This is a genomic window from Brevibacterium spongiae (assembly GCF_026168515.1).
Taxonomy (GTDB): domain Bacteria; phylum Actinomycetota; class Actinomycetes; order Actinomycetales; family Brevibacteriaceae; genus Brevibacterium; species Brevibacterium spongiae.
In genome coordinates this window covers 2832352-2846434 of the sequence record NZ_CP093443.1, presented here as the reverse complement: position 1 = coordinate 2846434, position 14083 = coordinate 2832352, and the positions used below count along the sequence as shown (strand labels likewise).

The following is a 14083-nucleotide window of genomic DNA, read 5'->3' as shown; positions in this document are numbered from 1 at the left end:
GTGGGGACAGATTGCCCGCTTCGGGCGCTGAAATGGCAATCTGGCCCCACTTATCGGGGGAACTGAGTGCGGCTGCCATCGGGGGAACTGAGTGCGGCTGCCCCGAACCAGCTGGGCTCTGCCACCGCAGACCGGACTGCTGCCCCAGCCCGCCGGACGCTACCCCAGTCCACCCGACAGTCGAGCGTGGAGTGCCTCGGTGTACTCATTCATGCCGCGGAGTTCGACCTTGGTGCCCAACGCTTCGTACTTCGTCACGATCGCGTCGAGAGCGGCCACGGTCGAGGCGTCCCAGACGTGCGATTCTGTCATGTCGATGACGACCCTGCCCGGATCGTGGGTGTAGTGGAACTGCGTGGTCAGGTCGTTCGAGGAGGCGAAGAAGAGTTCGCCGCGGACAACATAGTGGGCGACCGCCTCGGTGTCGGTGGAATCGGCGCCGGCCACGTCCGCAACAGTCGCGGCCGCGTCCGCAGCGGTCCCGGCCGCGTCAGGATCGGGCGGGACGATCGCGCGTTCGACGGTGACGAAATGGGCGACACGGCGGACGAAGAGCACACTTGCCACGAACACGCCGACGACGACTCCGATGGCGAGGTTGCCGGTGGCGACGACGACCGCGACGGTGGCTATCATGACGAAGGTCTCGGACTTCGGCAGCGTTCGCAGCGTCGAGATCCGGATCGAATGCCACTCGAAGGTGTCGATGCAGACCATCATCATGATCGCAGCGAGCGCGACCATCGGGATCATGCCCACGATGTCGCCGAGGACGACGACGAGGACGAGCAGGAACGCTCCGGCCATGAAAGTCGAGATCCTCGTCCTCGCCCCGGAGGCGCGGACGTTGATCATCGTCTGTCCGATCATCGCGCAGCCGCCCATGCCGCCGAAGAGGCCCGAGAGCATGTTCGCGGCCCCCTGTCCCCAGGACTCGCGGGTCTTGTTCGAGTGGGTGTCGGTGATCTCGTCGACGAGCTTCGCAGTCATCAGCGACTCCATCAGCCCGACCAGAGCCATCGCCAGCGAATACGGGGCGATCGTCGAAAGCGTCTGCCAGGTCAGCGGAACATGGGGGATGAAGAGCTCGGGCAGGCTGCGCGGCAGTTCGCCCTGGTCGCTGACGGTGGGAACGTCGATGGCGAAGACGACGGCGATGCCGGTGATGAGCACGATCGTGACCAGCGGTGCCGGCACGACCTTCGTCAGCTTCGGCATGAACACGAGGACTGCGATGCCGATGGCCAACAGCGGGTAGACCATCCAGGGGACCCCGATGACATGGGGAACTTGGGCTGCGAAGACAAGGATGGACAGGGCGTTGACGAAGCCGACCATCACGCTGCGGGGGATGAAGCGGATGAGCTTCGCAACCCCGAAGACGGCCAGCAGGATCTGGAACACACCGGCGAGCATGACGGTGGCGATGAACATGTCCATCCCGTGTTCGCGGGCCACCGGAGCGATGACGAGGGCCACCGCGCCGGTCGCCGCGGAGATCATGGCCGGACGCCCGCCGAGGAAGGCGATGGAGGTGGCCATGATGAAGGCGGAGAACAGGCCCACCTTCGGGTCGACCCCGGCGATGATCGAGAACGCGATCGCTTCGGGAATGAGGGCCAGCCCGACGACGAGGCCGGCGAGGACCTCTCGGGTGAGCAGCCTCGGCGAGGTCAGTGCCGTGAGCACTGAGGGATCGGGGCGGTACCTGCGAGCGTCGTCGGCCGTTTCGGCGGGGATGGGAGTCGTCACGTCCGGAACATTACCCGCCCGTGTGATCAGTCGCGACCGCGACGGTCGATGCGCAGAACGGTCTCGAGCAGGACTGAGATCCCCGGGGTGATGTCGGCGAAGTCGGTGAATTCCTCTGGGCAGTGGCTGCGCCCGTCGACCGAGGGCACGAAGATCATGCCGACCTGGGTCTTCGCGGCGATGATCCCGGCATCGTGCCCGGCGCCGGAGAACATGGTGGCACGGGTCAGTCCGAAGTCGTCGGCCACCTCGGTGATGGTGGAGGTGATCGGCTCATGCAGGGGGACGGGCGCGTCATCGGTGGTCCATTCGACTTCCACCTCGACTCCGCGCTTCTCAGCTTCGGTTCCCGCCGCTGCGGCCAGACGACGCTGAGCCTCATTGAGCCAGGAGCCGTCGGGGCCGCGGAACTCGCCTTCGAGGCTCGCAATCTGTGAGACGACGTTGACGGCTTCCGGGGTGAAGCGGAGCTGTCCGCTGGTGCCACGGGTGTTCGTTCCCGATTCGGCGATGGATTCCACCGCGAGCACTGTCCCGGCGGCGGCACAGCCGGCATCGGCGCGGACGTCCATCGGCGTTGTGCCAGCGTGATCCTGGCGACCGATGAAGAGGGCCCGGAAGTGATTGATTCCGGTGATGGTCTCGACGACGCCGATCTGCCGTTCTGACCTCTCGAGTTCGGGTCCCTGCTCGATGTGAAGTTCGAGGAATGCGGTCACCGGTGTGAAGTCGTAGGCGGCCGTGAGGAATTCCTCGGGATCGATTCGTGAGTCCGGAAGCGCGTCGGCGAGGCTGCGACCGGTGGGGTCCTGCAGCGCCAAGATGCTTCGGTCGACCTGACCGGTCATCGCCCGGGAGCCGACGCAGAAGAGACCGAAGTCGTTGGGCTCCTCGTTGAAGAATACGACGATCACCAGATCGTGGTCGACACGGATGTTCTGCTCACGGATGAGCCGCACCACTTCGATCGCGCCGAGGACTCCGACAATCCCGTCGAAGCGTCCGCCGCCGTCGACGGTGTCGGTGTGGGATCCGAGCATGATCTGACGGCCACCGAGGCGGCCGGGCAGGACCCCGATGACATTGCCGGCGCCGTCGATCCGGGTGTCCATCCCGGCCTGTTGCATGAGCCTTCGGGCGAATTCGCGACCCGAGACGTCGAATTCGCTCAGCGCACGCCGTGTCCAACCGGGACGATCGGAGTCGGTCAGCGTCGACAGTTCGGTGAGTTCGGAAGCGACACGGTCGCGTTGGGGAGTGATCATGCTCATCATTGAGTCCTCTCTCTGATTGGTGCCGGGACGTCCGTGCAGTCGATAAGGCGTCGCCGAGGCGGCCCTGTCCGTCTACTCCAGCGTGACCCCGGATCCGTGGAGGCGGACCTTGAGCCCCGCCTCGGTGGCGGTGATATCGGTGAGTTCGAGTCCGGCGGGCAGGAAGTCGAGGTCGATGACGATATCGGAGATCGCCGAGGTGAGGAACCCGGGCAGACGGTCGACGGGGATCTCCGCCGAGCCGAGGCGGATCGTCGTTGCATCGACGACTGCCCGTCTGCCCTCGGCCTTCGGATCGATGCCGATGAGCAGATCCTGGCCGAGCATCGAGCCTTTGAGGAAGAGCTCACCGTCGACGGTCGTGAACGTCATCCCCTCCGGCAGGTTCGCGTGCTCGGCGGCGAGCTCGTCGAGAGTGGAGTGGGGGAGGACCGCGGTGGCATCGACGGTGCCGATGGGATGCGTCGTGTCGGTCGGGACGTCGAAGAGCTTCGCGTCGACATTCGTGAAGTCGACGCCCTCATAGGTGGCCTCATCAGCGGTGATATGCACTTCATTCAGTTTCCCGGCGGCCATCTGGGTGAGCACGGGGAAGCCTTCGACCGAGACGTCGGCCTCACCGTAGTCCGTCAGGCCCTGCGCAATGCGCTGCTCGGTCGTATAGTCGACGATCCGATCGGCCGCGATCGCTCCGATGATGAGGGTGAGGACGATGACGATCGCCGAGACGATGAACGTCGTCCTCCGGCGCCGCCGCGGCGGTCGACCGTTGTCAGGCTGAGGGTATTCGAGGGTCCTGGCCGTGGTCATCAGTCGCTGAGGATGATGACGTCGAGGGTGCGCGGACCGTGCACTCCCTCGACCCTGCTGAGTTCGATGTCGCTCGTCGCCGACGGACCGGAGATGAAGGTCAGGGGCGCGTGGGCGTCGAGGCGGGCGATCCCTTCGGGCACGATGTCGACGATGTCGCGGGTGCGCACGACGCACACATGGTGGTCGGGCACAAGGGTGATCGCCCGGCGTCCGCACTCATCTGATCCGTCGAGGACGATGGTGCCCGTCTGCGCGATCGCCACCGCCGAGGCGGTCACCACTCCACCCTGAGCGTCGAGATCGTCGACGCTGAGTTCCTCGCCCGGGGCATCGACGCGGATCCCGCCGGAGAAACCGGCCAGCCAGGAGGAGTCGAGGCCGGTGGGCACGACGACCGAATCATGCGCCCCGATCAGCTGTGCGATCGTCTCGCTGGGATCGCCGGAGGCGCGGTGGACGTTGGCCTTGTAGTCGACGAGGCGGTCGATGAGGAGCTCGACGAGGTCCTCGCCCGTGTGCGTGCCCTCATGGTGGTAACCGGAATCGGCAGCGGTGGCGGTCACCTCCGCCGAAGCGGTGTCAGCACCGTTCGCTGCCCCGGGACCGTTGGCCGGTGCGGAGCTGCGCGGCGTCGAGGACACGTACTCTCCGCCGCCGCGGCGACCGAGAGCCTCATTGATGCGGGCGAGGATCTCCTCGCGGGCGGTGTCGGTCATTTCTCGCCTTCCTCTTCGCGGCGATCCGCTTCCTCTTCGGCCCACTGCTGCCGGAAGCTCTTCTCCGGCAGGGCCGGGATGTCACGGCTCGACGTCCAGGCGCCGGCGATGCCGGGCAGAGAGTTGATCTGCTCACCGCCGGTGACCTTGTGCGCCAGGGGCAGACCCTTCTCGGCTGCGGTCATCCGCTTGCCGTCTCCCATCATCCATGACGCACCGGTGAGGGCGGCATCGAGCTGGGAGGACACGGGGGAGTGGTTGGCTTTGACATCCTCGTTGCGCAGGTGGACGAGGATCTCAGGGATATTGATCTTCACCGGGCACACGTCGTAGCAGGCTCCGCACAGGCTGGAGGCGTACGGCAGGGAACCGTTGCCCTGCTCTTCGACGCCGGTGAGCAGCGGGGAGAGGATCGCGCCGATCGGTCCCGGATAGGTCGACCCGTAGGCGTGCCCACCGGTGCGTTCGTAGACGGGGCACACGTTCATGCACGCCGAGCAGCGGATGCAGTTGAGTGCGGTGCGCCCGTGCTCATCGGCAAGTGCCCGGGTGCGACCGTTGTCGAGGAGGACGAGGTGGACGTTCTGCGGCCCGTCGCCTTCGGACCGGCCGGTCCAGAACGAGGTGTAGGGGTTCATCCGCTCACCCGTGGACGACCGCGGCAGCAGCTGCATGAACACTTCGAGATCGGCGAACTTCGGCAGCAGCTTCTCGATGCCCATGACGGTGATGAGCGTCTCCGGCAGGGTCAGGCACATGCGGCCGTTGCCCTCGGATTCGACGACGCCGAGAGTGCCGGTCTCCGCGATGCCGAAGTTCGCTCCGGAGATCGCGACCTTCGTGGTGAGGAACTTGTGGCGCAGATGTTTGCGCGCCGCCTCGGCCAGTACCGCCGGTTCGTTCGTCAGCTCACCGGCATCGGGCATCTTGTCCATGAAGATCTCACGGATCTCATCCCGGTTGCGGTGGATGGCGGGGACGAGGATGTGGCTGGGCTTGTCCTCACCGAGCTGGACGATGAGCTCTGCCAGGTCGGTTTCGAAAGCGTCGATGCCCTGCGTCTCCAGGTGTTCGTTGAGGCCGATCTCCTGTGTGGCCATCGACTTGACCTTGATGACCTCCCGGCGACCGGACTCGAGCACAGGAGCATTGTCCTCGACGAGTTCGGTGACGATGGCGTTGGCCTCGTCGGCGTCCCGGGCCCAGTGGATGATGCCGCCGGCGGCGGTGAACGCCTCCTCGAACTGCGCGAGGTACTCGGGCAGGTTCTCCATCACCTCGTTCTTCGTGGCCTCACCGGCGTCGCGGAGTGCCTCCCAGTCGTCGAGTTCGGAGACCACCTCGGCGCGCTTCTCCCGGATCGTCGAGGTCGCATGACCGATGTTGTTGCGCAGCTGCTGATTCGACAGGTGCTGATGCGAAGCCTCCGGGAAGGCTTCGGCTTCGATGAGATTGCCCTGCCCGCCCGGCAGGTCGCTGCGTCGCTTCGACGGCAGCAGCGGCATTCCCAGAAACGTCATCGCAGGCTCCCTCCGCTCACTTCGGCTCCTTCACTCGGCACCCGCAGCGGGTCCTCCTTCGTCGAGGCGAGGATCCGGGCCAGATGCACCGCGGCCTGACCGACGCGGAACCCGGACTGGGATCGGCTCGGCTCCACCGGTGAGGTGCCCTGTTCGCCGGGCGTCAGGTGGTGGTCGTCGTCGGCGCCGACGACGGTCGTCAGCTTCTCAGTCGTGTGTCCCTGAGCGTCGGTCGAGCTCGTCTCCTTGACGTGGACGGCGGTGACGTCCGGGGCACCGTCGAAGCTGCCGGTGCGTTCGAAGCGGGAGATCCCGCCGCCGATGTGCAGCAGGCAGGAGGCGTCGCCGCCGGTGCAGACGTCGGCGTTCGTGGCCTGGATGGTGCGCACCTTGTCCGCGAGCATCGCCGAGGACACCTCCGGGTTCTTCACGGAGAAGGTGCCGCCGAACCCGCAGCACGAATCGGCCAGGGGCAGTTCGACGAAGTCGATGCCCTCGACGGACCGGACGAGGGAGGACTGCCGGTCGCCGAGGCGCAGCAGTCGCATTCCGTGGCATGAGGGGTGGTAGGTCACGCGGTGCGGGAAGTACGAACCGAGGTCGGCTGCGGCATCCGTCACGCCCTGGACGTCGGTGAGGAACTGGGTGAGCTCATAGGTGCGGTCGGCAACGTCGGCGGCTTCCGAGGCCAGGACGTCGTTGCCCATCCTCCTCGCGACCATCGGCTGCTGGTGTCCCAGGGAGGCCACGCAGGAGGCGGAGGGGGCGACCGCGACGTCCCATTCGGTGTCGGTGAAGGCCCGGACGTGGTTGGCGATGACCGGTTCGGCCTGCGCGAATTTTCCGGAGTTGATGTGCATCTGCCCGCAGCAGGACTGGCCTTCGGGGAAGATGACCTCGTGGCCGAGGCGACGGAGCACCCGCACGGTTGCCTGTGCAACCTCGGGATACATCGCATCGACGATGCAGGTGGCGAACAGTGCGATCCTCATCTGACCTCCAAGCCGGACGATATGCGGTTGCGGCAGCCAGGATCGCACTCCGACCGAGCGAGGTCGGAAACGGTCCTTGTCACTCCGTGCTCTGACCGTAGCACCGCGCCGCGACAGCGCAAACACCTGCGCTGTCGCGGCGCGGCCGGGTGCCGAATCGATGCGGAACGACTCCGCTCGCACCGGTGGCGCAGCGATTTACGTCGCATCCGTCTGCGCTAAATTCCGACACCGAGGCGGCCCGCTGACACCCATTTACCTGGGACGTCGCCCACCCTAGGATGACGATATGGAATCCCAGCGCACACAGAACATCCGAGCGGTCTCCGCCCGAATCAACTCATTCCACTCGTCGATCTACTTCTCGCAGACCGTCGGCGCCGTCTACGCGAAACAGGGACTCGAACCCGGCGTCGAAGGCAATATGGCCGCCCGCTCCGCGCCGCTGGGCCGGGTGAACCCCGGGGTCGTGTCCGCCGCGTACTACAACTACTCCCCGAACTTCATCGCCGAGATGCTTCCCCGCCTGTGGGACACGGTCACTCCGGAGCAGATGGTTCAGGCCCGCTTCGACGCGGTGAGCGCGTTCATGGCCGAGCTCTTCGGCGACCGTGATGACATCGCTCTGCTCACCGAGGCGGCCACGCAGGTGTCGGAGGCGCTCGCCCCCGTGCTCGCGGCCATGGACTTCGCCGGGCGGACACTGTCGGCGGCCACCGCCGATGTCATCGGCGCTCACGAGCCGAGCACCGCGTTCGAGGCGCTGTGGGATGTGGCGACCGTGGCGCGCGAGTTCCGCGGCGACGGTCACGTCGCCTCGCTCGTGACCGCCGGTGTTCCCGGCATCGACGCGCTCATGCTCGATGTCGCGACCGGCGCCGGATTCCGTCCCCGAGCGGCGCAGAAGACCCGCGGCTACACCGATGAGGAATGGCAGTCCGCGCAGGCCAAGCTCGCCGAGGCGGGGCTGATCACCGTGGAGACCGACGATCGCGGCTTTGACCTTCCCGTCATCACCGAGGCGGGACGTGAGCTCAAGGAGCAGGTCGAGCAGCTCACCGACGGCACCGTGACCGCTGCCTGGTCCGTGCTCGATGATGATCAGATCGAAGCGCTGCTCTCACCGAGCCGCACCATCATCAAAGTCATCGCCCAATCCGGGGCATTCCCTGCGAACATCTTCGCGCGACCGGAGAAGAAGGCCGGCTGACTCTGCCGCCGCGCCTGCTCCACCTCAGCTCGCCCGCGCCCGCTCCACATGGGAGCGGGCATGGGCGATCGCCGAGGGCAGATCGTCGAAGAGATGCGCTTGGTGACGCAGGGCTCGCAACACCCCGACCTGCCGAAACAGACCCGCATGCCCGTCCTTGACGCCCTTGATGAGCACCGTCTTACCGCGGCGTTCGAACCCTGTGACGATATCGGCGAGGATATGGGCTCCGGTGGCGTCGACGAGTTCGAGCTGAGACATCCGCAGCACGACCACGCTCACGCCGTCGAGGGCCATGACCTCATCGAAGATCCGATCGGCGGAGGCGAAGAACAGCGGTCCCCGGAAGGCGACGATCGCAATCGACTCATCGCCGGCCTGGGCATCGTCGGACTCTGAGAGGCGTTCGATGCTCACGGTCGTCGTCGCCGAGAGCTTGCGCAGAGCGAAGTATGCGGCCACGATGACACCGATTCCCACAGCCACGATGAGATCGAAGGAGACCGTGATGAGCGCGGTGATGACGAATCCTGCGGCATCGGACTTCGTCGAGGCCAGGATCGATCGCATCGTGCCGACATTGATCATCCGCACTGCGGTGACGAAGAGGACGCCGCCGAGGGCTGCGAGCGGGATCTGGCTGACCGGGGCTGCCGCGACGAGCACGATGAGCAGCAGCACGAAGGCATGGACGATGGAGGCCAGTCGGGTGCGTGCTCCCGCGCGGATATTCACCGAGGTGCGGGCGATGGCGCCGGTGGCGGGGATGCCGCCGAAGAGCGATGACCCGATCGACGCGATGCCCTGACCGACGAGTTCACGGTCGGGCTGGTACGCGCCGGCATCCGACATCGACGAGGCGACCCTGGCCGAGAGCAGCGATTCGATCGCCGCCAGCGCCGCGATCGTCCCGGCAGCCGGAAGCAGGCTGGGCAGGGCAGTGAGGTCGAGGCTCGGCAGGCTCGGAGCCGGCAGGGACTGCGGGATGGCGCTGATGGTCGCCAGCGGATTCGGGACGAGTCCGGCGAGGACGGTGACGACGATGATGCCGATGAGCGAACCGGGGATCGCATGGTGGATCTTCGGCGCGATGATCATGCACACGGCCACGATCGCCACGGCGGTCAGGGAATACGGCAGATACGACCAGGCGGCCGAGGACACGAGCTGCACCGCGGCGACGAAGGCGTTCGTGCTCACTTCACCGGGAGCGAGATCGGCGGGAGTCGTCACGAACGGCACCTGCTGAAGGAAGATGATGGCCGCGATGCCCACGGTGAAGCCTTCGATCACCGGCCAGGGGATGAACGACACGCTGCGGCCCAGTCGCAGCAGACCGGCGAGAGCGACGATGATGCCGGCGACGAGGGTGACCGCGATGACCGCATCGGCCCCGTGGCTGGCGACGATGGGCACGAGCACGACCGCCATGGCTCCCGTGGGGCCGGAGACCTGCAGGTGCGAACCGCCGAAGACGGCGGCGAGGAAACCCGCGATGATCGCGGTGATGAGGCCCTGTTCGGCGGTCAGGCCCGAACTGACACCGAAGCCCAATGCCAAGGGCAGGGCGACGATGCCGACGGTGGCGCCGGCGAGCAGATCCTTCGGCCAGGACCGCCGGGTCTCACGGTAGTCGGCGGGAGAGGGCAGCAGCGACCGCGCATGGCGAGTCAGGGGAGTGGCGTTCATGCAGTGTCCGTCCCGGGGATCCGGGGCAGGGAGCGGGCCTCGGCGAGGCGCTGCTCGTCGTCTTCGAGCATGTTCAGCAGCAGGCCCCTGGCCACCGCGAGCAGTTCGGCGGTGCGTCGGTCGGCCAGTCGGTAGTAGACATGACTGGCCCGGCGTTCGGACTCGACGAGGCGGTGCCGGCGGAGGACCGCGAGGTGCTGAGACAGGTGTGAGGCTTCGAGTCCGGTCTCGTTCTGCAGATCGGCCACACTGACCTCGTCATTGCCGGAGAGGAGTTCGAGGATGCGGATGCGAAAAGGATGAGCGAGGCCTTTGAAGAGGTTCGCCTTGACCTCGTACAGGGGCGTCTGAGACTGATTCAATGGCATGATGAAACCATCATACCGAGAGGTCGAGGACGCCGGTTCAGAGTCTCATGAGGCAGTCAGTGGGAGTCTCGGGCAGTGAAAAGCCCGGTCCCGCAACTGCGGAACCGGGCTCTGCTCACGATCGCTGCCCTCACGATCGCCTGGGAAGGCGGCGGTCAGCTCTCGTCGGTCTGCTTCGGGTAGTTCTCGGCCACCTCGGCGGCGATGGACTTCGCCTCATCGGAGCTCGGCCCCTCTGCGGAGAACACGGCCTTCCGGTAGTACTGGAGCTCGATGATCGAATCGATGATGTCTCCGAGCGCGCGGTGCCCGCCGTGCTTGGCGGGGGCCTGGAAGTAGGCGCGGGGGAACCACTGCTTGCTCAGTTCCTTGATCGAGGAGACGTCGATGATGCGGTAGTGCAGGTGCTCGATGAGCTCGGGCATCTGCTTCGTGAGGAACACCTTGTCGGTGCCCACGGAATTGCCGCCCAGCGGTGCCTTGCCGGACTCGGGGACGTGCTTCTTCACGTACTCGAGGACCTTCGCCTGCGCCTCGGCGGCGGTGGTGCCCGCATCGAGTTCGGTGATCAGACCGGACGTGGTGTGCATGTTCGTGACGAATTCGTTCATGTTCGCCCGTGCCTCGGCAGAGGGTCTGATGACGATGTCGATGCCGTCGTCGAGGGGGTTGAGCTCGAAGTCGGTGACGATCGCGGCCACCTCGATGAGTTCATCCCGGACTTCGTCGAGGCCGGTCATTTCGCAGTCGATCCACACTATTCTGTCGTTGCTCACCTGCCCAGCTTAGGGCACACGCCGCGAACGGGGCATTTCGGGGTGGCTCTTCCCGCGTGCGAATGTGAACGTCGACACACACTGAACGTGCGCACAATGGGGATGTCGGGTCGGTGACTTAAACTTGGAGAGTCCCCGAACCAGGGGTGCCATTTTGCTCGGCTGAGGGAAGGTACGCACGTGCGTTACACATTCGCTGTGATTCTCATGGTGGTGGGTGTCGTCGTCGGTGGCCTCGGCATCCTGCAGAAGACCCTGTGGGCGCCGGAGGATACGATCACTGCCACCGCGCAGATCGACGCCGACAAACCGGCGGTCATCGTCGACCCCGGAATGCTCAACCTCTACGACACTCCGGCCACTCTCACGGCCAAGGGCAGCGGTGACCTCACGATCGCCCAGGCCCCGATCGAGAACGTCGAAGCCTGGGCCGGCCAGTCCGCCTACGACCGTGTCACCGGCCTTGCCGAGGGCGGCAAGCTCACGACCAAGGCCACAGACGGCGAAGGCAAGGTGCCTGATCCGGCCGGTGCCGACCTGTGGCAGTCCGAAGTCACCGGCACCGATTCGGTGGAGTTGGAATGGAACGACGACGCCAACCGCACCGGCTTCCTCATCGCCGGCGACGGTGAGGCAGGAGCGGTCGAATCCGTGACCCTGACCTGGCCCAACCATGCCGAGACCCCGTGGGCGCTGCCGCTGATGATCATCGGCGGAGTCGTCTTCCTCGGCGGTCTCGTGCTGCTCTTCCTCGGTGCGAACCGGTCGAAGAAGGAAGCCAACCGTCGCAAAGCGCGGCAGGAGCGTCGCCGCAAGCTCGCCGAATACGGCACCGCCTTCGCCATCGTCCCCGTGCTGGCACTCAGCGCTTGCGGACCCGAAGAGCTGCCGAAGCCCGAACCCTCCGAGGCCCCATCCTCGGCGGCCGCGGGCGTTACCGATGATCAGGCCAAGCGGATCCTCGACGCGGTGGCCGACGACGTCAAGAACGCGGACAAGAAGACCGATAAGAAGGCCCTGGCCGAACGTGCCGCCGGTCCCGCGCTGAAGCAGCGCGAAGATCTGTACAAGGTGAAGAAGGACGTCGAGGATCAGAAGATGCCTCCGGCTGTGGCCACCGAGGAGATCGTTGCGAACTACACGGCCGCCACCGATGCCTGGCCGCGGGTGACGAGCCTGATCACTTCTGCCGGAGGAAATTCGCAGCTGCTCGTCCTCACCCAGGAAGATCCGCGCAGCGATTACAAGCTGTGGTCGCAGACCCAGCTGACCGCAGGTACGAAGCTGCCCGAACTGCCCGATTCCCGGCAGGGCGCGAAGATGCTCGAACCCGGTGCCAAGGGCTTCGCCACCACTCCGGAGAAGGCCGTCGCCGACTATGCGAAGGCACTCGGCAACGGAGAGGATTCGAAGGAAGCGAAGAAGTTCGACGCCGACGAATTCTCGAAGTCGATCTGGAAGAATCAGAAGGAGCAGAAGGCCAGTGCCGAATCCGGCAAGGCCGAGGTGAAGTACAAATACACCCCGGGCAAGGAACTCGTCGCTCAGGACACCGCCGGAGACGCCGCCATCGTCACCGGTGTCATCAACGCCGAATCGACCATCAGCCCCGAGTCGAAGGACGGCCGCACGGGCACCCTGACCCTGTCCTCACCGCAGAAGGAGCTGCTGGGCGCCTCGTCGACCAAGAGCCCGGTGACGACGAAGACCACCCAGGTGCTCACCTTCCTCGTACCCAAGGACGGCAAGGTCAAGCTCATCGGCGGCCTCGAGACGCTCGCCGGGGCGGAGCAGGGCTGATCACCGGTTCGGCACCGCTGCGTCTCCGGTGAGGAAATAGCCGCAGGCACCCCGGTGTTGATACCTTCTGTTGGATAAGCATGGACCAGGTGCGGGGCGGCAGCAGCGGCTCTCACCGATCGCGTCACAAAGGAGACCACGTGTCAATGGATCCCTCGCAGGAGCGCGCACAGCAGAATCAGGGCCTCGACCTGTCTGCCGTGCGCAGCAAGAACCTGCCCCACGAGCAGACCGGCCAGCAGGGACAGCCGGGACAGGCACCTGCAGGTGCCGGCGGACCGGCCGGTCCCGCCGGTGCTGCAGGGGCCCAGGACCCGAACGCGGTCGCCGTCCCGTCTCTGGTCTTCGACGTCGATGAGGCGAGCTTCAACGGCCTCGTCGCGATCTCCGACCGTGTGCCTGTCGTCATCGACCTGTGGGCCGAATGGTGCGAGCCGTGCAAACAGCTCTCCCCGATCCTCGAACGCGTCGTGCCGGAATACGGTGGGCGCCTGGTGCTGGCGAAGGTCGATGTCGATGCGAACCCGCGTCTGCAGCAGGCCTTCGGTGTGCAGTCGATCCCCACGGTCGTCGCCCTCGTCAAGGGGCAGCCTGTGCCGCTGTTCCAGGGAGGCCTGCCCGAACCGCAGGTCAAGGCCTACTTCGATGAGCTGCTCAAGCTCGCCGGGGAGAACGGCGTCACCGGCTACGCGACCGCAGGCGGTGCCGAGCCCGAACCGGCAGGTCCCGCCCACCCGGAGGCCGAAGAGGCCCTGGCGAAGGGGGACTTCGACACCGCGGAGAACCTGTTCAAAGCAGCTCTCGCGTCCTCACCTGCCGACGAGGAGGCGAAGTTCGGACTCGCCCGTGCAGGTCTGGGCCGTCGCCTCATCGACCAGGAGCCGACGCAGCTCATCGCCGCCGCCGATGCGAACCCGTCCGACATCGAGGCCGCGAAGGCCGCGGCAGACGCCGAAGTCGTCAGCGGCAATGCCGCGGGCGCATTCACTCGACTCATCAATCTCATCCGCACCACCGCCGGCGATGAGAAGGAATCCCTGCGCCTGCGCGTCCTCGAGCTCTTCGAGGTCCTCGGAGCCGACGACCCAGCCGTGACCAAGGCACGGACCGCACTCATGAGGGCATTGTTCTGATCCAGCGAATTCGACTCATCACTGCCATCCTCTTCGGCGT

At 66.0% G+C, this 14083-nt stretch carries 12 protein-coding genes; 3 read left to right on the top strand and 9 right to left on the bottom strand.

Going from position 1 to position 14083, the window contains the following annotated elements; all coding sequences use genetic code 11:
* Positions 1-159: 159 nt before the first annotated feature.
* The 6 genes from L1F31_RS12755 to L1F31_RS12730 all read right to left on the bottom strand — a co-directional run bounded on the left by L1F31_RS12755 (position 160) and on the right by L1F31_RS12730 (position 7067).
* The gene (locus L1F31_RS12755) at positions 160-1752 is read right to left on the bottom strand and encodes a SulP family inorganic anion transporter (protein WP_265417655.1); all 1593 of its coding nucleotides are present in this window, start codon (positions 1750-1752) and stop codon (positions 160-162) included.
* A 26-nt stretch (positions 1753-1778) separates the two neighbouring features.
* On the bottom strand, positions 1779-3017 hold the full coding sequence (locus L1F31_RS12750) for a M20 family metallo-hydrolase (RefSeq protein WP_265417654.1): 1239 nt from the start codon (positions 3015-3017) through the stop codon (positions 1779-1781).
* An 81-nt stretch (positions 3018-3098) separates the two neighbouring features.
* Positions 3099-3836 carry an LmeA family phospholipid-binding protein gene (locus L1F31_RS12745; protein ID WP_265417653.1) on the bottom strand — a complete coding sequence of 246 codons (738 nt, stop codon included), beginning with the start codon at positions 3834-3836 and terminating at the stop codon, positions 3099-3101.
* Positions 3836-4555: a LutC/YkgG family protein gene (locus L1F31_RS12740; protein WP_265417652.1), complete on the bottom strand. Its 720-nt coding sequence runs from the start codon at positions 4553-4555 to the stop codon at positions 3836-3838. The genes L1F31_RS12745 and L1F31_RS12740 overlap by 1 nt, the downstream gene beginning before the upstream one ends.
* Positions 4552-6075, bottom strand: a complete 1524-nt coding sequence (locus L1F31_RS12735) for a LutB/LldF family L-lactate oxidation iron-sulfur protein (protein ID WP_265417651.1) — start codon at positions 6073-6075, stop codon at positions 4552-4554. Before L1F31_RS12735 ends, L1F31_RS12740 begins: the two co-directional genes overlap by 4 nt.
* Positions 6072-7067, bottom strand: a complete 996-nt coding sequence (locus tag L1F31_RS12730) for a (Fe-S)-binding protein (protein ID WP_265417650.1) — start codon at positions 7065-7067, stop codon at positions 6072-6074. The genes L1F31_RS12735 and L1F31_RS12730 overlap by 4 nt, the downstream gene beginning before the upstream one ends.
* A gap of 289 nt (positions 7068-7356) precedes the next feature.
* Here L1F31_RS12730 and L1F31_RS12725 point away from each other — a divergent pair, with 289 nt between their 5' ends.
* Positions 7357-8277 carry an SCO6745 family protein gene (locus L1F31_RS12725; protein ID WP_265417649.1) on the top strand — a complete coding sequence of 307 codons (921 nt, stop codon included), beginning with the start codon at positions 7357-7359 and terminating at the stop codon, positions 8275-8277.
* Positions 8278-8301: 24 nt separating this feature from the next.
* Here L1F31_RS12725 and L1F31_RS12720 read toward each other — a convergent pair whose 3' ends face one another.
* The 3 genes from L1F31_RS12720 to orn form a co-directional block, all read right to left on the bottom strand.
* Positions 8302-9966 carry a SulP family inorganic anion transporter gene (locus L1F31_RS12720; RefSeq protein ID WP_265417648.1) on the bottom strand — a complete coding sequence of 555 codons (1665 nt, stop codon included), beginning with the start codon at positions 9964-9966 and terminating at the stop codon, positions 8302-8304.
* A complete protein-coding gene (locus L1F31_RS12715; protein ID WP_265417647.1) occupies positions 9963-10334 on the bottom strand; it encodes an ArsR/SmtB family transcription factor in 372 nt (123 codons plus the stop codon). The genes L1F31_RS12720 and L1F31_RS12715 overlap by 4 nt, the downstream gene beginning before the upstream one ends.
* 155 nt (positions 10335-10489) lie before the next feature.
* Entirely contained in the window at positions 10490-11074 is a 585-nt protein-coding gene (orn, locus tag L1F31_RS12710; RefSeq protein ID WP_429860969.1) for an oligoribonuclease, read from the bottom strand.
* 216 nt (positions 11075-11290) lie between these two features.
* Here orn and L1F31_RS12705 point away from each other — a divergent pair, with 216 nt between their 5' ends.
* Positions 11291-12910 carry a DUF8094 domain-containing protein gene (locus L1F31_RS12705; protein WP_265417645.1) on the top strand — a complete coding sequence of 540 codons (1620 nt, stop codon included), beginning with the start codon at positions 11291-11293 and terminating at the stop codon, positions 12908-12910.
* Between the two features lie 146 nt (positions 12911-13056).
* Entirely contained in the window at positions 13057-14043 is a 987-nt protein-coding gene (locus L1F31_RS12700; protein WP_265420438.1) for a tetratricopeptide repeat protein, read from the top strand.
* Positions 14044-14083 lie beyond the last annotated feature (40 nt).

Excerpts from the sequence above, each read along its gene's own strand:
- L1F31_RS12750 (WP_265417654.1), bottom strand. The coding sequence starts at position 3,017 with ATGATCACTCCCCAACGCGACCGTGTCGCTTCCGAACTCACCGAACTG.
- L1F31_RS12745 (WP_265417653.1), bottom strand. The coding sequence starts at position 3,836 with ATGACCACGGCCAGGACCCTCGAATACCCTCAGCCTGACAACGGTCGA.
- L1F31_RS12740 (WP_265417652.1), bottom strand. The coding sequence starts at position 4,555 with ATGACCGACACCGCCCGCGAGGAGATCCTCGCCCGCATCAATGAGGCT.
- L1F31_RS12735 (WP_265417651.1), bottom strand. The coding sequence starts at position 6,075 with ATGACGTTTCTGGGAATGCCGCTGCTGCCGTCGAAGCGACGCAGCGAC.
- L1F31_RS12730 (WP_265417650.1), bottom strand. The coding sequence starts at position 7,067 with ATGAGGATCGCACTGTTCGCCACCTGCATCGTCGATGCGATGTATCCC.
- L1F31_RS12725 (WP_265417649.1), top strand. The coding sequence starts at position 7,357 with ATGGAATCCCAGCGCACACAGAACATCCGAGCGGTCTCCGCCCGAATC.
- L1F31_RS12720 (WP_265417648.1), bottom strand. The coding sequence starts at position 9,966 with ATGAACGCCACTCCCCTGACTCGCCATGCGCGGTCGCTGCTGCCCTCT.
- L1F31_RS12715 (WP_265417647.1), bottom strand. The coding sequence starts at position 10,334 with ATGCCATTGAATCAGTCTCAGACGCCCCTGTACGAGGTCAAGGCGAAC.
- orn (WP_429860969.1), bottom strand. The coding sequence starts at position 11,074 with ATGACCGGCCTCGACGAAGTCCGGGATGAACTCATCGAGGTGGCCGCG.
- L1F31_RS12700 (WP_265420438.1), top strand. The coding sequence starts at position 13,057 with ATGGATCCCTCGCAGGAGCGCGCACAGCAGAATCAGGGCCTCGACCTG.